The 19,036-nt window shown below is 67.5% G+C and carries 18 protein-coding genes; 3 read left to right on the top strand and 15 right to left on the bottom strand.

All coding sequences use genetic code 11. The features are described from left to right. Positions 1-9: 9 nt before the first annotated feature. From AC1Q6P_RS19095 to AC1Q6P_RS19085, 3 genes are all read right to left on the bottom strand, one after another. On the bottom strand, positions 10-306 hold the full coding sequence (locus AC1Q6P_RS19095; RefSeq protein ID WP_171826806.1) for a hypothetical protein: 297 nt from the start codon (positions 304-306) through the stop codon (positions 10-12). Positions 307-313: 7 nt separating this feature from the next. Then, entirely contained in the window at positions 314-1,924 is a 1,611-nt protein-coding gene (locus AC1Q6P_RS19090) for a M28 family peptidase (protein WP_285805976.1), read from the bottom strand. Between the two features lie 343 nt (positions 1,925-2,267). Next, entirely contained in the window at positions 2,268-3,485 is a 1,218-nt protein-coding gene (locus tag AC1Q6P_RS19085) for a serine hydrolase domain-containing protein (RefSeq protein WP_492665464.1), read from the bottom strand. Positions 3,486-3,730: 245 nt separating this feature from the next. Here AC1Q6P_RS19085 and AC1Q6P_RS19080 point away from each other — a divergent pair, with 245 nt between their 5' ends. Continuing rightward, positions 3,731-4,417, top strand: a complete 687-nt coding sequence (locus AC1Q6P_RS19080; protein WP_102766276.1) for a DUF502 domain-containing protein — start codon at positions 3,731-3,733, stop codon at positions 4,415-4,417. A 19-nt stretch (positions 4,418-4,436) separates the two neighbouring features. On the opposite strand, the gene AC1Q6P_RS19075 is transcribed toward AC1Q6P_RS19080, so the two are convergent. The 9 genes from AC1Q6P_RS19075 to AC1Q6P_RS19035 all read right to left on the bottom strand — a co-directional run bounded on the left by AC1Q6P_RS19075 (position 4,437) and on the right by AC1Q6P_RS19035 (position 13,777). Beyond that, positions 4,437-4,919 (bottom strand): low molecular weight protein-tyrosine-phosphatase, encoded by a 483-nt coding sequence (locus AC1Q6P_RS19075; RefSeq protein ID WP_492665465.1) that lies wholly within the window; start codon positions 4,917-4,919, stop codon positions 4,437-4,439. Positions 4,920-4,991: 72 nt separating this feature from the next. Further along, positions 4,992-6,683 (bottom strand): GMC family oxidoreductase N-terminal domain-containing protein, encoded by a 1,692-nt coding sequence (locus AC1Q6P_RS19070; RefSeq protein ID WP_492665466.1) that lies wholly within the window; start codon positions 6,681-6,683, stop codon positions 4,992-4,994. Positions 6,684-6,685: 2 nt separating this feature from the next. Further along, positions 6,686-7,228, bottom strand: coding sequence for a hypothetical protein (locus AC1Q6P_RS19065; protein ID WP_171826810.1), 543 nt, complete (start codon positions 7,226-7,228; stop codon positions 6,686-6,688). After that, positions 7,225-8,634, bottom strand: coding sequence for a coniferyl aldehyde dehydrogenase (locus AC1Q6P_RS19060; RefSeq protein ID WP_271010310.1), 1,410 nt, complete (start codon positions 8,632-8,634; stop codon positions 7,225-7,227). The genes AC1Q6P_RS19065 and AC1Q6P_RS19060 overlap by 4 nt, the downstream gene beginning before the upstream one ends. A 124-nt stretch (positions 8,635-8,758) precedes the next feature. Then, positions 8,759-9,649 (bottom strand): gliding motility protein GldB-related protein, encoded by an 891-nt coding sequence (locus tag AC1Q6P_RS19055; RefSeq protein WP_492665467.1) that lies wholly within the window; start codon positions 9,647-9,649, stop codon positions 8,759-8,761. A 142-nt stretch (positions 9,650-9,791) separates the two neighbouring features. Then, positions 9,792-11,372: a bifunctional phosphoribosylaminoimidazolecarboxamide formyltransferase/IMP cyclohydrolase gene (purH, locus tag AC1Q6P_RS19050; RefSeq protein WP_492665468.1), complete on the bottom strand. Its 1,581-nt coding sequence runs from the start codon at positions 11,370-11,372 to the stop codon at positions 9,792-9,794. A gap of 52 nt (positions 11,373-11,424) precedes the next feature. Continuing rightward, the gene (locus tag AC1Q6P_RS19045; protein ID WP_102766281.1) at positions 11,425-11,664 is read right to left on the bottom strand and encodes a helix-turn-helix domain-containing protein; all 240 of its coding nucleotides are present in this window, start codon (positions 11,662-11,664) and stop codon (positions 11,425-11,427) included. Then, on the bottom strand, positions 11,661-12,761 hold the full coding sequence (gene dusB, locus AC1Q6P_RS19040; RefSeq protein ID WP_492665469.1) for a tRNA dihydrouridine synthase DusB: 1,101 nt from the start codon (positions 12,759-12,761) through the stop codon (positions 11,661-11,663). The genes AC1Q6P_RS19045 and dusB overlap by 4 nt, the downstream gene beginning before the upstream one ends. 164 nt (positions 12,762-12,925) lie before the next feature. After that, entirely contained in the window at positions 12,926-13,777 is an 852-nt protein-coding gene (locus tag AC1Q6P_RS19035) for a substrate-binding periplasmic protein (RefSeq protein ID WP_102766282.1), read from the bottom strand. A 24-nt stretch (positions 13,778-13,801) separates the two neighbouring features. Between AC1Q6P_RS19035 and AC1Q6P_RS19030 the strand changes: the two genes are divergently transcribed. Together AC1Q6P_RS19030 and AC1Q6P_RS19025 are read left to right on the top strand one after the other, a co-directional pair. Further along, positions 13,802-14,296 (top strand): YqaA family protein, encoded by a 495-nt coding sequence (locus tag AC1Q6P_RS19030; protein ID WP_492665470.1) that lies wholly within the window; start codon positions 13,802-13,804, stop codon positions 14,294-14,296. Positions 14,297-14,361: 65 nt separating this feature from the next. After that, a complete protein-coding gene (locus AC1Q6P_RS19025) occupies positions 14,362-15,849 on the top strand; it encodes a carboxypeptidase M32 (protein WP_492665471.1) in 1,488 nt (495 codons plus the stop codon). A 126-nt stretch (positions 15,850-15,975) separates the two neighbouring features. Here the strand turns inward: AC1Q6P_RS19025 and AC1Q6P_RS19020 are convergent, their stop codons facing one another. The 3 genes from AC1Q6P_RS19020 to AC1Q6P_RS19010 form a co-directional block, all read right to left on the bottom strand. Beyond that, positions 15,976-16,590, bottom strand: coding sequence for a PEP-CTERM sorting domain-containing protein (locus AC1Q6P_RS19020; protein ID WP_492665472.1), 615 nt, complete (start codon positions 16,588-16,590; stop codon positions 15,976-15,978). A 139-nt stretch (positions 16,591-16,729) separates the two neighbouring features. Next, complete coding sequence (locus AC1Q6P_RS19015) at positions 16,730-17,998, bottom strand: patatin-like phospholipase family protein (RefSeq protein ID WP_492665473.1); 1,269 nt, start codon at positions 17,996-17,998, stop codon at positions 16,730-16,732. Positions 17,999-18,045: 47 nt separating this feature from the next. Further along, positions 18,046-18,831: a phasin family protein gene (locus AC1Q6P_RS19010; protein ID WP_492665474.1), complete on the bottom strand. Its 786-nt coding sequence runs from the start codon at positions 18,829-18,831 to the stop codon at positions 18,046-18,048. Positions 18,832-19,036: the final 205 nt, after the last annotated feature.

Raw genomic sequence — 19,036 nt, 5'->3', positions numbered from 1 at the left:
AGGCACAGGTCAGTGCAGTTGCCAGTAGGCCGCGAGCCCAAGCGTCAGACCCAGCTGCACCCGCAGCGCGATGTGCACCAGGCCTTGTGCCCTGCCGCTGAGCCTGGCACGCAAGACCAGGCCAAGCAGCAGATGCACACCGCTCGCCACCGCCCAGGCGAACCAGACGATGCCGATGCCCACGCAGCCAAAGCCCTCGCAGTACAGGTGCCAAGCGTAGACAGCGCCGCCCAGCAGGCAAGCCCCGAGAAGCAGGAACAAGGCCAGCAGGCCTTGCCACCCCACAGCCAAGCGCGGTGTGGCCATGTTCACTTCAGCGCTTGATGGCGCCAAACGGGTCTCCGGTGCGCCAAGCCGGCATGGCCTCGGCGTCGGCCACAGCGCGGCCCAGCTTGAGGGTGTACTGTGCCTGCTCGCGCATGCCGGCGAGGTCCCAGCTCGGGTCGTACTGGTCGCTGGGCTGGTGGTAGCGCTTGCCGTAGGCGCGGCGTTTCTCGGCCACGGCCGGTGATTCATCAAGGTACTGGCCGCCACTGCTGACCGAGAAGGCCGGCACGCCGGCCTTGGCGAAGCTGAAGTGGTCGCTGCGGAAGTAATAGCCGCCGACATCAACGCGCGGCGGCGCAATGCTCAGGCCCATCTGCCCAGCCACCTGCGCCGCCACCGCGCCCAGATCGCTGCGCTCGGCGCCGTGGGCACCGATGTCGCGCGTGCGGCCGACGAAGTTGAGGGTGTCGAGATTGAGGCTGGCGGCCGTGCGGGCCAGAGGCCAGAGCGGCGCTTGGGTGTACCAGGCGCTGCCCAGCAGGCCCTGCTCTTCGGCGGCCACCCAGAGGAACATCTGGCTGCGCCGTGCCGGCTGGCGCACGGCGGCCTGCGCCATGGCCAGCAGGGCGGCGGTGCCCGAGGCGTTGTCTACCGCGCCGTTGAAGATCTGCTCCTGGCCGTCGCTGCCGCGGATCTTGCCGAGGTGGTCCCAGTGGGCGGTGTAGATGACGAGCTCGTCCTTGAGCTTGGGGTCGCTGCCCGGCACCAGGCCCGCCACATTGAACTGCTCCAGGCGCCGCACGGCGGCATGCAGCTCTCCCTTCAGGCGCAGCCCCAAGGGCACGGGCTGGAACTCGCGGGTCTCGGCCCGGGCGCGCAGCGCGTCCAGGTCCAGGCCGGCGGCCTGGAACAGCTGCTGGGCGGCCGGCTCGCTGATCCAGCCCTGCAGCGGCAGACCCGGGCTGGCGCCGTCGAGCTGGAACTGCTCGCTGAAAGCGCCCTGGCTGACCACGCTCCAGCTGCTCAGGGTCGAGGCCTCGGTGTGCAGCACCAGCACGCCCTTGGCGCCGCGGCGCAAGGCTTCCTCGTACTTGTAGCCGCGGCGGCCGTAAATCGTCATGGCCTTGCCGGCGAAGCGGCCGGGTTCCGCCTCGGTGGGATAGGGGTCGTTGGCCAACACGATCAGGATCTTGCCGCTCAGGTCCTGGCCCTTGAAATCGTCCCAGCGCTCCTCGGGCGCCGTGATGCCGTAGCCCGCAAACACCAGCTCATCGGCCACGGCATTGAGTGCCTGGCCATTGCCGCTGCTGTAGACCCAGTCGGCGCCGAACTTCAGCAGCGGTGCTGCCGTCTTGCCGCCTTCGATCTGCAGCTGGCTTTGCGCCTGCAGCGTGCGCGTGCCCAGCAGGCGCACGGCCTGGCGATAACTGCCGCCGGGCGCGGCCGGTTGCAGACCCAGCACTTTCGCCTGTGTCTCCAGATAGGCCACCGTCAGATCGCCGCCGCGCTGGCCGGTGCCGCGGCCTTCGAACAGGTCGGAGGACAGCAGGGCCAGGTGGGCGCGCAGCGGAGCTTCGTCCACCTCGGGCCCTTGGGCGTGCGGCTTCAGCGTTGCGGCCTGGGCTTGAACCTGGGTGGGCATCCAGCCCCAACCCATGCAAGTAGCCAGAGTGAGAGCCAGGGGTAGGGATCGAAACAGGGAAGGCATGGTCCGTGCAGGATTGTCGCTAGGGAGTACAAGTCGGCATTAGAGCCGCTGGGCCCCAAGCACCTCTCTCGGGTTATCCCCTGGCGGCGTCCAGGGTGTCCGCACTCGGCGCGTGCTTGGGCTTTGACTTTGCAGCCGGCAGTTCGCGGTGGGTCGTCCGCCAGATCGGGAAGCGCACCGTTGGCACCTCTTCCAACTCGATGAAATCATGCCCACGGCAACACCCGGCTCTTGCTTGCGCTACGGCTGAGCGCGGCAATTTCCCCTCAGGCCCGTCTGTCGGGCTATCGGGCTATCGGGCCAGGGGCTTGTCGAGCTGGTCCCAGCCATAGGCGGCAGCCACGCGATTGCGAATTTCACGAATTGCAGCGCCTCCGCCTTCGCCGTTGCTCATGATCACCACACCATAGCCCTTGAGCACATGGCCGCTGAGATCGCATTGAAAGCCCCAGTTGGAGCCCCCGTGCATGAAGTACCAGCCTTGGCCGATCATCTCCAGCTGCAGGCCCACGGCAAATGCGCCGCTGCCCACCGGGCTGCTCATCTCCAGCGCACCGAGTGGCGTCAGCAGCTTGCCTTTGCCGGGGCCGCGACGGGCTTGCTGCACTTCAATCATGAAGCGCGCCAGGTCTGAGGGCGTGGTCCACAGCCCCGCCGCTGCTTGCTCCGGGTAGACATGCCAGGGCGCGCCCATGCGTTGACCTTTTTGGTTGTGGGCATAGGCCAGGCGCGGCGCCCAATCGGCGCGAGGCGGCTGCTGAAAGCTGCTGCCCGTCATGCCCAGAGGCCCCAGCACGGTGCTTTGCATCAGCTCGGCAAAAGGCTGGCCGCTCAGGTCGGTGAGGGCCTGCTGCATGATGAGCGAGCCGCCGCCGGAGTACTTCATCGCTTGGTAAGGCGGGCGGCTGAAGCGCACGCCGCTGACATTGGCCAGCTTGTTGTCCCCTTGGATGATCTGCACCACGCTGGGCAAGGGCGCGTCGGGCGCATAGCCAGGAAATCCGAAGCCATCATCCGAGCCTGAGGTGTGGCTCAAGAGTGCGCGCGGCGTCACCGGCTGCGCGCGGGTCAGCTCGGTCTGCGGCACCTTCCAGGCGCGCAGCATCGTGTTGACATCAGCATCGAGCGACAAGCGTCCATCTTGCGCCAGCTTGACCACCGCCATGGCCATGACAGGCTTGGAAATCGACGCCGCCTGGAAGGCTGTGTTCACATCCACCGCCCGCCCAGTTTCCACATCGGCCACCCCGTAAGCCTTGGCCCAGTGAATCTTGAAGTCTTTCACCACCGCAATGCTCAGGCCCGGCACGCCAAACTTTTTCATCACCTCCTGCAGCGTGAAGCCATCGAGTCCGCCGCGGTTGGGGCTTTGCGCGGCTTCGATCTGGGCGATCAAGGGGGCGAGGGCTGCCCCAGGGTCCTGCGCCTCTGCGGCTTGCGCATGGCGGAGCGTTGCCGTTGCAGCCAGCGTCAGGGCGAGCAGCGGGGCCAGAGCTTTGAATGTGGGCATGTGGGCTGAGCTGAATGAGGGCGGATGCCGGGTCTGCAGGCTTGGGACCGATGCCTGGACAGGGCCGTCAGGTTCACGGTCTGCCCGACCCGTCCTTGTTTCCCTTGGAATGCACTTGTTCGCCGTTCCAGCCATGGCGGGTGAGGCTGCGCGCGCTCGGGACCGCAAAGTGTGCCACGGGTGATGCGCGCATCGGGCGCCTGCTGGCATGATGCCGCAGTTCTCGTTCTGCCCACTTGCCCTCCATGCCCACCCCCGCACCCTTCGCCGCTCAGGCTCGCCGTCACGTCCTTCGCACGTTTGTCACCGGCTTTCTGACGGTGCTGCCCTTGGTGGCCACGCTGGTGTTGCTGGGCTGGGTGATGTCTTTGTTGATGGACTATCTGGGGCCGAAGAGCGTGCTGGGCCATGCGCTGGGGCGCTTGGGCTTGCGCTTGACCGAGTCGCCACTGGCGGCGTATCTGATCGGTCTGGGCCTGGTGTTGGTGTTTGTCTATCTGCTGGGCTTGCTGGTGGAGACGCAGTTGCAGCGGCGGGTGAAGGCGCTGTTGGAAACCTTGATTGCGCGCATTCCGGTGATCAGCACGGTCTACGACCTGCTCAAACGCATGATCGAGATGGTGTCCACGCGCGACGAAGCCGGCGTGCGGGCGATGGCGCCGGTGTGGTGCCATTTCGGTGGTATCAAGCCCGAGGGCGGTGTGTTGGTGCTGGGCTTGCTGTCCAGCCCGGAACCGGTGGACATTGGCGGGAACGCCTACCTCGCCGTGCTGGTGCCCACCGCGCCGGTGCCGGTGGGTGGCGGCTTGCTGTATCTGCCGCGCGACTGGGTGCGCCCGGCCGAGATCGGCATGGACGGTCTGAGCAGTTTGTATGTGTCCATGGGCGTGACCACGCCGGAGGTGCTGGGCAGCGGCAAGAAGGCGCGCTGAGCCGGGCGGCCTGAAGAGCTCAGGCTGGAAACAGCTGCTGGCGCAAGCCCTCGCAAGCGTCTTCGACGATGTCGAGCACCTGCTCAAAACCTTCGGGGCCGCCGTAGTAGGGATCGGGCACAGCCTGGGCAGATTGGCGCTGGCAAAAGTCGGTCAGCAGGCGCAGCTTGCTTTGTGGCTGGTCGGCCGGGCAGCGCTGGCGCAGCAGGGCGAGGTTGTCGGCGTCCATGGCCAGCAGCAGGTCGAAGTGGGCGAAGTCGCTGCTTTGCACCTGGCGGGCGCGCAGCTTGGACATGTCGATGCCGCGTTGCCGTGCATGAGCCTGCGAGCGCGGGTCGGGCGGCTCGCCCACGTGATAACCGTGCGTGCCAGCGGAATCCACCTCGCAGCGCTGCGTCAGGCCATGGGCGCGCAGCTGCTCGCGGAGCACGGCTTCGGCTGTGGGGCTGCGGCAGATATTGCCCATGCAGACGAACAAGATGCGGATCGGATCACGAGGCATGGCGGAGCGCCCGGCTTGGCCTGGAGGCTGTGGATGCAGCGGACATTGTGCCTGGCAGTCTTACTTACCTGCTCAGCTCTGGCTCGGCGAGAACAGGCGCACCTCACGGCCGTTCAGCCGCCGGGCGAGCCCCGCCGTCATGCGCGCCGCCTGGCTGTACACCGTCATCTGCGGATTGGCGCCGATGCTGGTCGGGAAGGTCGAGCCGTCGTGCACCGAGACATTGCGCAGCTGCCAGTGCTGGCCGTCGGGCCGCACCACGCCGCGTGCGGCATCGGCCGCCATGCCACAGCCGCCCATCACATGGGCGCTGGCAAAGCCGGTGATGAAGGGCTTGTAGGGCAGGGCCTGGATGGCCGCCTTGGCCTCGGCCCAGCTGCGATAGTCCTGCGCCAGCTCGTGCACCGGGTGCACGCTTCTCGCACCGGCGGCGAACTGCACCTCGGCCATGGTCAGGTGGGCGCGGCGCGCGCCTTCCAGCAGATAGGCGTTGACGGGGTAGTCCAGGGCCGGGCTGCCGTCGCGGCGCAGCTTCACGCTGCCTCCGATCGAGTCGGGGTGGAAGCCATCGCGCAGCAGGCCGATCAGTACGGCAGTCTGTGGCAGGGCACGGGCGCGCTCGGCCAGTTTGCTGCCGATGCCACCCAGATTGGTCAGCACCAGGCCCGGGTGCACCGGCGCGGTTTCGAGCTTGTAGCCGATCACCCCGTCCATCGCCTGGGTGCTGAGGAAATGGTCGGAGTAGACCGCCAGCGGTGCACCAGCCCAGCCATTCACCACCTCGGGCATGACACTGCAGCTGGCCACGGTGGGGTGCAAAAAGGTGCGGCGGCCGAGCAGATTGAATGGGTCGGGTGCATCCGAGCGCAGCAGCAGGGCGGGCGAATTGATGGCGCCACCGGCCACCACGAAATGCTTGGCACGCACGCGCAGCGGCGCGCCGGCCGGGCTGCCATCGGTCTGGATGGGCTGGCAGATCAGGGCTTCAGCCTCGCGCTCATCGCTGTTGCCCAGCTTGCTCTGCAGCTCGAAGCGCTCGGCCCGGGTCTGCACCAGCAGGGTCGCACCCAGGTCCAGAGCGGCCGGGATGGTGGTCACCAGCATGGACTGCTTGGCATTGGTCGGACAGCCCAGGCCGCAGGAGCCCAGGTTCCAGCAGCCTTTGACATTGCGGTTGATGGTGGGCGCAGGAACGCCGACCTTCTCCAGGCCGCGGCGCAGCACCTGGTTGTTGGCGTTGGCTTCGGTCAGCCAGGGCGAGATGTTCAGGCGCTTCTCTACCTGCTCGAACCAGGGTTGCATGGCGTCGAAGTTCAGCGTGCTCAGGCCGAAGCGCTCGCCCCAGAAGGCCAGGGTTTCGGCCGGGGTGCGGAAGGAGCCGGCCCAGTTGACGGTGGTGCTGCCGCCGACGCAGCGGCCTTGCAGCACGGGGATGGCCTGGTCGGCGGTCTTGCGGCCGCCGCCTTCCTGGTAGAGCTGGGTGTAGGCGTCGGATTCGCGCTGGCGGAAGTCGCGGCTGGATTTGAGCGGGCCTTCTTCAATGATCAAGACCTGGAGGCCGGCGCGCGCCAGCATCTCGGCCGTGATGCCGGCGCCGGCGCCGCTGCCGATGATGGCGACATCGCAGTCGATGCGCTCGGGCAGGGCACCATGCGGGCCGCCGCGCACCTTCCAGCCGCGTGCCAGGCCTTCTGCAATGGGGTCTGGCATGCCAGTGATCGCGCCGCTGGGGCCGTCGTTGTCACGGATGTCACTGCTGCTCATGCTCAATTCGTCCTCGGACCGGGGTAGCCGACCAGGGCCCAGCTGGCCGGGTCGTTGAAGAACACCAGGCAGTTCAGGTCGCGCAGGGCATGGAAGACCTGCTGACGCAGGGCCAGGCTGGAGTGGCCCATGACTTGCAGCCGGGCCTGCACCTCGGCCGCAGAGGCCTCGGCCCAAGGGCTGCGCAAGCCCATCAGGCCCAGGCGGCCGGGCGCCGTGCCCAGAAGGGTCAGCAATTGGCCCAAGTCGCCTCGCAAGGCGGGCGGGAAGCCGGCAATCTGACGTTCCAGTTGGTCCATGTGTCGGGCCAGGCGTGTTTCGCGGGCCGGACCCTCGGGCGGCAGCAGATCGCCGCAGACGGCCACGGTGATGGCGCGCATCAGCTGGCGCGAGGGCGCGCTCAGGCGGCCTTCGACCAGGCCGGGCTTGCTCAACAAGGCAGTGCCGGCACCGGCCACGGCCAGCAAGGCCGTGGCCCCCAGGCCTAACTTCAGAAAGCGGCGGCGCTGCATTGAGGCTGGGGAGGACATCGGGGTGGCGTTCATGCGATCTTCTTCAGCAAGCCCAGCAGGCGGTCAAAGGTCTTGCCGTAGGGTGGGAAAAACAAGCGCGTGCCGGCCCAGCGCGATTGGTGGAAGACCGGCTTCTCCTTGCTGAAGCTGCGGAAGCCGAACTCGCCGTGGTAGGCGCCCATGCCGCTGGCGCCAACACCGCCGAAGGGCTGCTCCTCCTGGCCGAGGTGCCAGATGCAGTCGTTGACCGTCACGCCGCCGGCTTGGGTCTGGCTCAGCACATGCTCGCGCATGGCGGCATCGCGGCCGAACCAATACAGGGCCAGGGGCTTGTCGTGTCGGTTGATGTAGGCGAGGGCATGGTCCACCTCGACGTAGGGCACGATGGGCAGCAGGGGGCCGAAGATTTCCTCCTGCATCACCGTCATCTGCTCGTTCACGCCCAGCAGCAGCTGCGGCACCAGGCCGCGGCCGACGGTTTTTTCCTCGTGGCTGGGGATGATCTTGGCGCCCTTGGCGCGGGCATCGTCGAGCAGGCCACGCAGCCGGGCCAGGTGGCGCGGCGTGGCGATGTGGGTGTAGTCGGGGTTGCCGGCGATCTTGGGGTAGAGCCGGCGCATGGCAGCGCGGATCTCCTGCACCAGGGGCTCGACCATGTCCTTGGGCACCAGCAGGTAGTCGGGCGCCACGCAGGTCTGGCCGGCGTTGAAGAGCTTGCCATGCGCGATGCGGCTGGCGGTGAGCTTGAGGTCGCAGCTGCGGTCCACCAGGGCGGGTGACTTGCCGCCCAGCTCCAGCGTCACCGGGGTCAGGTTTTGCGCTGCCGCCTGCGCGACGATGCGGCCCACGGCGGTGGAGCCGGTGAAGCACAGATGATCGAAGGGCAGGGCGGTGAAGGCGCGCGCCAGCTCGGCCTCGCCATTGACCACGGTCATCTCCTCGGGCGCAAAGAACTCGGCCACCATGGCGGCCATCAGCTCACCGGTGCGTGGTGTCAGCTCCGAGGGCTTGATCATCACCCGGTTGCCCGCGGCCAGGGCGCCCACGGCCGGGCCCAGGGCCAGGTAGTAGGGGTAGTTCCAGGGCGCGACCACACCGACCACGCCCAGAGGCTGGCGCATCAGCAGATTGCGGGCCGGCTGGAAGTGCAGGGCGGTGGGCTGGCGGCGCGGGCGCATCCAGTCACGCAGATGCTTCTGCGCATGGCGGGCGCCCGATTCGACCGTGAAAATGTCGGCCAGCAGGGTTTCCTGGCGGGCGCGGTGGCCGAAGTCGGCCGAGATGGCTTTCACCAGGGCTTCGCTGTGCTGGGCCGTCATGCGGCGCACGCGTTCCAGCCGGTCCAGGCGGACCTCGCGGCTGGGCGCCATCTCGGCGCGGAAGGCGGCGCGCTGCTGTTCCAGCACGAGATGCAGACGCTCTTGCAGCGTTTGATCCATTGAAAGTGTCTCCTGGCGGTCTTTTCCTGTTTGCCGCCAAGGCTAACCGCAAGCGCACCCCCTGCCTAGCGAATCAGCCCTCGGCTAGAGGCAGGTGTCTAGTCGCGTCGGGCGGGCCCGTCGTTCAGAGGCTCGGCGCGTAGCCGCTGTCCTTCAGGATCTGCCGAGGGTCGCGCCGTTCCAGCAAGACCTGCAGGGCGGCCGCCTTGTCGCTGGCGCGGGCGTAATAGGCTTCGCAGATGCGCTTGCCCAGCCAGTAACCGAGGTCGGGCGGTGCGCCGTTCAGTTCTTTCTGGTAGGCCTCGCTGTTGTTGTAGAACCAGTGGCGCAGCCGGCTCTCGTCGGCCATGTCGGCCTGGAAGCGCCGCCAGAGCTGCGCCTCGTGGGCCAGGCCGTAGCGGGCGCGCTCATGGTCGCTGCCGGCGCGGTTGCCGGTGGCCAACTCGGCCACGAAATCGGCAAAGCCTTCATTCAGGGCGACGGCGAGCAGATGCAAAGGGCCACCGGGCCGCTTGACGCGGTCTTGGTAGACATGGGTCACCTCATGAGCGATGAACTCGGTCAGGATGGCGCGGGCTTCGGCCTCGGTGTTCACCTTGCGGCACAGCACTTCCAGCCCCAAGACCAGGCCGTCCTGGCCGGCCGTGCCACCCGAGTTGTTGCCGCCAAAGAGCATGTAGACGGTGGCCGGCTCGCTTTGCTTCAGCAGCCCTTGCACCTGGGCCAGGGTGGCAGCGGCGTCGACACTCATGCCCCGGGCCACGGGCAGGCAGAGGTCCAGGGCTTTGCGATAAGTCGCCGGGTTGGCGGCCACTTTGGTCGCCAGGTTGTCGGCGTTGATGATGCGGTAGGGCGTGAAGATTTTCAGCCCGGCCGAGCCCGGCGCGATGTAGTCGGCTTGCAGCTGTGCGGCGCTGGGCGTGGGATGGGCGTCTAGAAGGCGGGCAAAGCGATCGGCGTCCTCGAAGTGCAGCGGGTTGGCCGCGCCGCTGGTGGCTGCGGGCGCTGAAAGCACAGCGGCCGACGGCACCGCAGTGGTGCAGCCGGCCAGCAGGAGACCCAAGCAGGCCAGAACGGCCAGCGGTCGAGCTCGAAGACGCGTGACAGGAACGGGGCGGGCTTGGTTCAGCATCCCGCCATCATGCCGCTTCCTTTGTTCAGTGGCGGAAGTGACGCACGCCGGTGAAGACCATGGCCAGGCCGCGTTCGTTGGCGGCGGCGATCACTTCGTCATCGCGCATCGAGCCACCGGGCTGGATGACGCAGGTGGCGCCGGCATCGGCCAGCACGTCCACGCCGTCGCGGAAGGGGAAGAAGGCATCGCTGGCGACCACCGAGCCCTTCAGTTCCAGGCCGGCGTTGGCGGCCTTGATGGCGGCGATCTTGGTCGAGTCGACACGGCTCATCTGGCCGGCGCCCACGCCCAGGGTCATGCCGCCGCCGCAGAAGACGATGGCATTGCTCTTCACATACTGGGCCACGGTCCAGGCGAACATCAGGTCATCGAGCTGCTGGGCGCTGGGCTGCAGGGTGGTGACGATCTTCAGGTCTTCCTTTTTCAGGAAATGGTTGTCGGCGCTTTGCAGCAGGATGCCGGAGCCGATGCGCTTGCTGTCGCCGAGGTTGCGTCCTTGCAGCCAAGGTGTCGAGCCGCCCGGGGGCAGGTCGATCTGCAGCAGGCGCACATTGACCTTGGCCTTGAAGATCTCCAACGCTTCGGCGCTGAAGCTCGGCGCCATCAGCACTTCGACGAATTGCTTGGAGACATGAGCGGCGGCCGCGCCGTCCACCTCGCGGTTGAAGGCGATGATGCCGCCGAAGGCGCTGGTCGGGTCGGTCTTCAAGGCCTTGGCATAGGCTTCGGCCGCGTTGGCGGCGACGGCCACGCCGCAGGGGTTGGCGTGCTTGACGATCACGCAGGCGGGCACGTCAAAGCTCTTCACGCATTCCCAGGCGGCGTCGGAGTCGGCGATGTTGTTGTAGCTGAGTTCCTTGCCTTGCAGCTGCTTGGCGGTGACCAGGGAGCCAGGGGCGGGGTAGAGGTCTCGGTACAGGGCTGCGGTCTGGTGGCTGTTCTCGCCGTAGCGCAGGTCTTGCACCTTGACGAAGCTGCTGTTCATCTGGCCGGGGTACTCGGACAGCGTGCCTTCTTCGGTGCGTGCGCTCAGGTAATTGCTGATGGCAGCGTCATATTGAGCGATGCGGTTGAAGGCAGCGACGGAGGCGGCAAAGCGGGTCTTGTCGCTGGTCTTGCCGTTGGCCTTCAGCTCGGCCAGCACTTGGGCGTACTGGCTGGCGTCGGTCAGCACGGTGACGTCCTTCCAGTTCTTGGCCGCGCTGCGCACCATGGCCGGGCCGCCGATGTCGATGTTTTCGATCGCGTCTTCCAGCGTGCAACCGGGCTTGGCCACGGTGGCCTCAAACGGGTAGAGGTTGACGGCCAGGATGTCGATCATGGTGATGCCGTGCTGAGCCGCAGCGGCCATGTGCTCCGGGAAGTCGCGGCGGGCCAGCAAGCCGCCGTGCACTTTGGGGTGCAGGGTCTTGACGCGACCGTCCAGCATCTCGGGGAAGCCGGTGTGGTCGGCCACCTCGGTCACCGGCAGGCCGGCATCGGCCAGCAGCTTGGCCGTGCCGCCGGTCGACAGCAGGCGCACATTCAGGGCGTGCAGTTCCTTGGCGAATTCGAGGATGCCGGTCTTGTCGGACACGGAGATCAGGGCGGTCAGTTGCGTCATGGCAGGTGCTCGTCGGGGAGTGTGGATTCGTGGCGTGTGCTGTGTGCAGCGCTCACAGCATCTGGTGTTCGGTCAGCTTGCGGCGCAAGGTGTTGCGGTTGATGCCCAGCCATTCGGCCGCCTTGCTCTGGTTGCCCTGGGCTTTTTGCATCACCACCTCGAGCAGGGGCTTTTCCACCAGCTTGATCAGCATCTCGTGCATGGAATGCGGCTCCTCGCCTTCCAGGTCACTGAAATAGGCCTGCAGGTTCTCGCGAACGCATTGGTCGATCGGGGTGGGCGTGGTGCTCATGCAGAAGCTTTCGGTGCGTGTTCTTTTTGTGAGGAGGCGTCGTCGGTGTCGCCGCCATCGTCCTCGAGGGGCAGCGTTGACACAGGCAGTCGTTCATGTTGGTCGGCCAGCTCGGCGAACCACTGGCGCAGGGCGTGGACCTGGGCCTCGCAGCTCTCCAGCAGGTTCATGCGCTGGCGGAAGTCTTCGCCGCCGGGCAGGCCGCGCACGGCCCAGCCGATGTGCTTGCGCGCGCTGCGCATGCCGGCCAGGGCGCCATAGAGGCTGTAGTGGTCGTGCAGGTGCTCGATCAGCCAGTCGCTGGCGTCCTGCACGCGCGGTGGTGGCAGCTCCTCGCCGGTGCGCAGGAAGTGATCGATCTCGGCAAAGATCCAGGGCCGGCCTTGGGCGGCGCGGCCGATCATCAGGGCATCGGCGCCGGTGCGCTCCAGCACGGCCTTGGCTTTCTGAGGCGAATCGATGTCGCCATTGGCCACCACCGGGATCTGCAGCGCGGCCTTGACCGCCGCCACGGTGTCGTACTCGGCCAGGCCTTTGTAGCCCTGCTCGCGGGTGCGGCCATGCACGGTGACCATGGCAATGCCGGCATCCTGTGCGGCCAGAGCCAGGCGCTGGGCGTTCTTCTCGGTCTCGCACCAGCCGGTGCGCATTTTCAGGGTCACCGGCACGCCGAAGGGCGCGGCGGCCTCGACCACGGCGGCCATGATCTCGGTGGCCAGGGGCTCGTCCTGCATCAGGGCCGAGCCGGCCCATTTGGTGCAGACCTTCTTGGCCGGGCAGCCCATATTGATGTCAATGATCTGGGCGCCGCGTTCGATGTTGTAGCGGGCGGCCTCGGCCATCATGGGCGCGTCGGTGCCGGCGATCTGCACGGCGATGGGACCGGCCTCACCGTCGTGGTTGGCGCGGCGCGAGGTCTTGAGGCTGTTCCAGAGGTCCTTGCGCGAGGTCACCATCTCGCTGACCGCATAGCCCGCACCCAGGCGCCGGCAGAGCTGGCGGAACGGCCGGTCGGTGACGCCGGCCATGGGCGCCACGAACAGTCGGTTGGGCAGGGAATGGGTGCCGAGACGGAGAGTCGGCAGGGCGGCGGGCATGGAGAAGGCGGCGGGCGAAAAAGAAGCGGTGGAGCGGCGGGGCGCCAGCGCGGCGGCCGCACTGGCAGGCAGCTGGCGAGCCGTTCACAGCCCTCAATCTGCCCAAAAAAGAGGCAGGATTATATGCCGCGGGTGCCCGTCCGGGCGGCTTGGCCCGCTGCTATTTATTTCACGTTCGGGCTGTGCAGGCGCCAGAGCTGGATGTTCTTGTCCAGCAGCTCGGGCAGCGGGTTAGCGCCGGCCAGCTTGTGCAGGGCGCGGGCGATACGTCCCCGCAGCTCGCCGGTGTTGCAGGGCGATTTGTGGGCCAGAGTCAGGTGCAGGGCCTCATTGGCCACGGCCGGCGTGAGCATGCGCACACCCTGGATGTCCAGCTTGGCCAGAAAGGCCTGGCCGGGGCTGTCTTCGTAAATCAGGTAATCGGCCCGACCACGCTGCAGCATCTGGATGGCCTGCTCCAGGCTGGCCACCTGGGTGATCTTGAGGGCTTGGCGGGCGTAGCGGTCGAAGGCCTCGCCAAAGCTGTTGTTGATGACCGTCACGCCCTGCTGGCCGACCAGATCGCTCCACTGGCGGTAAACCAGGCGTGACTTGGCGTTCACCCAGATCACCGAGCGTGTCTGGTGAAACGCCGGGGTGAAGTAGTCCATGTACTCGGTGCGCGGCTGGGTCCAGAAGGCCCCGGCGATCAGATCGATGCGGCCGGCCTTGGCCTCTTCCTGCACCCGGCCCCAGGGGCCGACGTAGCGCATCTCGATGGTCACGCCCAGCTCCTGGGCCAGACGCTGCATCAGGTCGGCATTGGCGCCGACCAGGCGGCTTTCATCGGCTGGATCGCGCCAGAGGTAGGGCGGGTATTGCGGGTTGCCCGAGGCCACCAAGGTTTTGCAGACGGCGGGTTCGGCCCAGGCGCCTGAGCTGCCGCCCAGCCACAAGCCCGCGAGCAGGCACAGCCAGCGGCGATGCTGCTGCCAGGCTCGGCTCAGGGGGGCAGGGGAGGTAGGGCGGGCGCTCATCCGGGCCTCAGGATAATGCCTTTGATGGAAACCGCTTTGCAAAACATGATTCACGGCCTGCTGGCCTGGGCCGCGCTGCCGGCGGTGGGCCTGCCGGCGGTGTTCCTGATCGCCCTGGTCTCGGCCACCTTGCTGCCCCTGGGTTCGGAGCCGGCCGTGTTCCTGCTGGTCAAGGCCGATCCGGCCATGTTCTGGCCGGCGGTGCTGGTGGCCACGGTGGGCAACACCCTGGGCGGCGCCATCAGCTGGTGGATGGGCCGAGGCGCCGAGCTGGCCTACGAGCACCGCGTCAAGCGGGCCCCGCTCAACCCGCGCGTCCTGGCCTGGCTGCAGCAGTTCGGGGCCAAGGCCTGTTTGCTGAGCTGGCTGCCGGGGGTGGGGGATCCGCTGTGTGCCGTGGCGGGCTGGTTGCGCCTGCCCTTCTGGCCCTGCGTGGCCTATATGGCGGTGGGCAAGTTCTGCCGCTATGTGCTGATGACGGCGGCCCTGATCTGGGTCTTCCCGGGTTCGACGCCCTGACTTGGGGCACGGGCCGGTCGAACGTGGACAATGCGCCCCAGTTCCAACTCTTCGCGAACCGCCTCATGAGCACGCCCGCCTACACCGAACTGTTCCAGCGCCACCAGCGTCTGCACCGCCTGGGTCATCTGCAATCGATCGCGCAATGGGACCAGTCGGCCAATATGCCGCCCAAGGGCAATGAGGCGCGCTCGCTGGCCCTGGCCGAAATGGGCGGCCTGCTGCACCAGCTGGCCACCGAGCCGCAGCTCAAAAGTTTGCTGGAGCAGGCCGCAGCGGAAAACCTGGAGGCCGACCAACGCGCCAATCTGCGTGAGATGGGCCGCGCCTGGCGCGCGTCCAACGCCTTGCCGCAAAGCCTGGTCGAAGCCAAGTCTTTGGCCAACTCTCGCTGCGAACATGCGTGGCGCGCGCAGCGCCAGGCCAATGACTGGGCCGGCTATGTCGAGAACCTGCGCGAGGTCGTGCGTCTGACCCGCGAAGAAGCGACTCTGCTCGCCGATGGCACGGGCCTGTCGCGCTATGACGCGCTGCTCGATCTGTACGAGCCCGGCATGCGCAGCGCCGAAGTGGACCGCGTGTTTGGCGACCTGCGCAGCTGGCTGCCGGCCCTGATCCGGCAGGTGCGCGAGAAGCAGGCGCAGGAGACCGTGATCCGCCCGGTCGGCCCCTTCACGCAAGCGGCGCAAAAAGCCCTGGGCCTGGACGCCATGCGATTGATGGGCTTTGATTTCGAAGCCGGCCGCCTGGACGAGAGCAGCCACCCCTTCTGCGGCGGCGTGCCCGAAGACGTGCGCATGACCACGCGCTACCGCGAGGACGATTTCCTGCCCAGCCTGATGGGCACCATCCACGAAACCGGCCATGGTCGCTACGAGCAGAACCTGCCGCGCGAATGGCTGGGCCAGCCTCTGGGCCAGGCCCGCTCCATGGGCTTGCACGAGAGCCAGAGCTTGTCCTTCGAGATGCAGCTGGGCAGCCATCCGGCCTTTGCCCGCCTGCTCAGCCCTCTGGTCAGCCGCCATCTGGGCGAGCAGCCGGCTTTTGAGCCGGGCAATCTGAATCGCCTGCTGACCCGTGTGAACCCCGGCTTCATCCGTGTGGATGCTGACGAGGTGACCTACCCGGCCCATGTGATCCTGCGCTACGAGATCGAGCGGCCTCTGGTCGAGGGCGAGATCGAGGTCGAGGACATCCCGGCCCTGTGGGACACCAAGATGATGGAGCTGCTGGGTCTGGACACCCGCGGCAACTACAAAGACGGCTGCATGCAGGACGTGCACTGGGGTTGCGGCCTGATCGGCTACTTCCCCTGCTACACCTTGGGCGCCATGTATGCCGCCCAATGGTTCGCCACCATGCGCTGCGCCATGCCCGACCTGGACGCCCGCATCGCCGCCGGCGATCTGGCCCCGGTGTTCGACTGGCTGCGCGAGAACATCTGGCTGCAAGGCAGCCGCTACGAGACACCCGAGCTGGTGCGCCGCGCCAGCGGCGAGACGCTGAATCCGGCGCATTTCAAGGCCCATCTGCAGTCGCGCTACCTCGGCTGAGGCCCGCGGCCACGGCCGCTGCAAAAGCAAGGGCGCCCCCGCGAGGAGGCGCCCTTTTTGGGTTCTGCTTTTCTCTTCTTTTCTTGTCGTTTCAGGACTCACGACGTCCCGGTGTGCGGATTGTGATCAGTTCAGGCGCCGGCGGCGGGCCAGAAAGCTGAGCGCGGCCAGGCCGCCCAGCAGCAGGGCGGCGCTTTGCGGCTCCGGCACGGCCGTGGTGATGCTGACCTGGTCCAGCGATGTGCCCAGACGGTCGCTGCTGCCGCTGGCGCGGAAGTAGAGCGTGGTCGCGCCCGTGGCATTGAAGTCGAACTGCACCTGCTTCCAGTCGTGGCTGTTGCCACCGGTGCCGCTGCTGACCGCGTTCCAGTGGCTGCCGTCCAGGCTCCAGTCCAGGCCGTTGCTGGCCTGGCTGTTGCCGATGCGGTCGGCGTAGAAAAAGCTCAGGGTGTAGCGCTGGCCGGCCTGGGTGGCCACGGTCTGGAACATGCTGCTGTTGGCCGTGGTGTCCAGCTCCACGAAATTGACGCCGTCGCGGGCCAGGCCCACCGCGTTGTTGCGCACCTCGATGCCGGCGCTGCCGCCGGTCCAGCCGCTGATGTTGCTGAAGATGTCCCAGCGATTGCTGGAGTTGATGACCACGGATTCAAAGCTGCCGTTGACCACCAGATTGCTGGCGCTGTCGGCCTGGCTGAGCAGCGGGGTGGCGAGCAGCAGGGCGGAGAGGATCATCGTGCGCATGGGGACTTCCTTGAGGCGGGCCGCCGGTGCGGAGGCCCTGGAAGCCATTGTTGCGAGGCCCGGTCTGCGGGAATACCCCTGGCTGGAGGGGCTGCAGGGCGCGAACGTGACGGGGGTCACGCCACAGCGGCCTGTGCACTCAGGCGTGGCGCGCTTCCAGCAGGCTCAGGGCCGCGCGCAGGCGGCGCAGGGCATCTTCGGTGCGGGTGGCCGCGGGTTCGCTGAGCAGGCGTCGGCCTGGCTCGTTCAGCACTTCCAGGTTGAGGCTGAGGCCATGGCGCTGCAGGGCGGCCTGCAACTTGGGCGCGCGGCGGCGCAGGCGCGCCCGCGTGGTCTGGTAGGCGTGCTCGGCCAGATGGCGGCGTTGCGAGTAGCTGAAGGTGTTGGCCAGGAACATCTCGGCATCGCGGTGGTCGGGCTCGAAGAGCAGGATGTCGGTGCCGGGGTGGGTGTGCTCGTAGCGCTTCATGCCCAGCTCCAGCCGCGAGTGGATCAGCGAGCGGAAGGTCTGGCTCATCACCAGGGGCAGGCCCCCGTCCACGAGGTGGGGGATGGAGGTTTCCTGGGTCCCTTGGCCCCGTGCCGGCATTTGTTGCGCCAGTGGGTGCTCGCGGTCCGATTCGTAGGGCACCAGCGGGTTCAGGCAGATCAGCAGATCCACGCCTTCCTGCAGCAGCAGCGAGGCATGCAAGGTCTTTTTGAGGGCGCCGTCCACATAGTGACGGCCGGCGATCTTGACCGGCGGGAACAGGCCCGGCAGGGCGGCGCTGGCCTGCACGGCGCGCGAGATGGGCACATCGTCCCAGCCGGGCAGGCCGAAGGGCACAGCCTCGCCGCTGTCCAGATCGGTGGCCACCAGCACCAGGCGGCGGCCGAGATCGCGGAAATCGTTGCTGCGGCCGGGCAGGGCGAACTGGCGGCGGATCTGCGCTTCCAGTGCGTCGCCTGAAAGCAGGCCGGTGGGCAGGGCTCGGCCCAGGCGCTCGAAGGCGCCCATCAGCGAGCGGCCTTCCATCCAGTGATCCCAAACTGCAGATTTCAGCAGACCGGGCAGCAGGCGCAGGCGCTCGCCGTATTCGGCCCAGGCCGGGTGCATGAGCTCGGCAGGGTCAAAGCTGTCGGGTGCCGGGGCGCTGTTCTCGATGAAGGCCGCGCTGAGCATGCGCGGGCCCATGCCATTTGCCAGGCCGGCGGCGATGAAGCCGCCGGCGCTGATGCCGATGTAGGAGTCGCAGTCGCAGAAGTCCAGGCCCGTGATCGATTCTTCCAGCGCGCAGAGCGCGCCGATTTCATAGATCGCGCCGAGCGGCCCACCGCCCGCCAGGGCCAGCCCGATGCGCGGCCGGCCGGCGCGGCGCGGTGGCGTGGCGGGGGTGGCCGAGCGGGGCTTGCGGCGGGCTGTGGGCATGCGGCGGTGGGACAGTCAGCGAGTGCGCGTGGCGGGCGGTCGATCGATCAGGCGGCGGTGCCGGCCTCGGCGGCGGCTGCGGCAGCCGGGCTGGCGCTGGCCGCGGCGCTCACCGGGGCGGCGGCCTTCTTGGCGCGCGGCTTGGCGGCGGGCTTGGGCGCCGGTGCGGCTGCTTTGGCTGCTGCCTTGACCGGAGCTTTGGCGGCCGGCTTGGCAGCGGCCTTCACCGGGGCTTTGGCTGCCGGCTTGCTCGCGGCTTTGGCGAAGGGCTGGGCGGGTGCCTTGCTGGCTGCGGCCTTTTTGGCGGGCGCTTTGGCCGGGGCTTTGTCGGCGGCTTTAGCCGCCGGCTTGGCCGCAGCCTTGGCCTTGGGTGCCGCGGCCTTGCCGGCCTTCTTGGCCGGCACCTTCAGGCCCAGGGCGTCGCTGAGGGCGTCGATGCGCTCGATCAGCTCGTCGATGTCCTTGGCGGCGGGCACGCCCAGGCGCTTGAGCGCACGGGCCACGCGTTCTTCAAAAATCGATTCCAGCTTGTCCCAGTGCTGGCCGGCCTTGCTGCCGACATCACCGGCCATGCCGCTGACCTTGCTGGCCATGGCGCCGAGCTTTTCTTCGGCGGCCGATTGGGTTTTCTTCTGCAGGGTCAGGCCTTCCTTGACCAGGGCTTCAAACACCTTGCCACCCTCGCCCTGTGCCTTGGAGAAGGCGCCCAGGCCAGCGGCCCAGATTTGTTGAGCGGAGTCACGCACGCTCTGCGCCAGCTGGCTGTCCAGCAGGCCGGCGGGCAGGGCGCCGCCGAAGGCTCCATTGGAAGCGGAGTTTTTCTTGGCTGCCATTTTCTGAAGCTTCTTGACCATGTTGTCAGTCCTTGGAGAGCGTTGGTTGGATTGTCGCCAGCCTTTGCCAGCGATGAAGTCACTATAGATCGCCCCGCTGGCATTTGGCACCGGGGAAAGCTAGGCAGTACGCTCTACCTAAGCCCGGATGGGGCGCTGTGCTGCCCTGTGCGGGAAAGCATGCAGCAGCGCCTGCTTTCACTTG

The organism is Roseateles sp. GW835-FHT13E02 (assembly GCF_058794035.1).
Note: the sequence above shows the minus strand (reverse complement) of the source record. Positions and strands in the feature narration are given on the sequence as shown.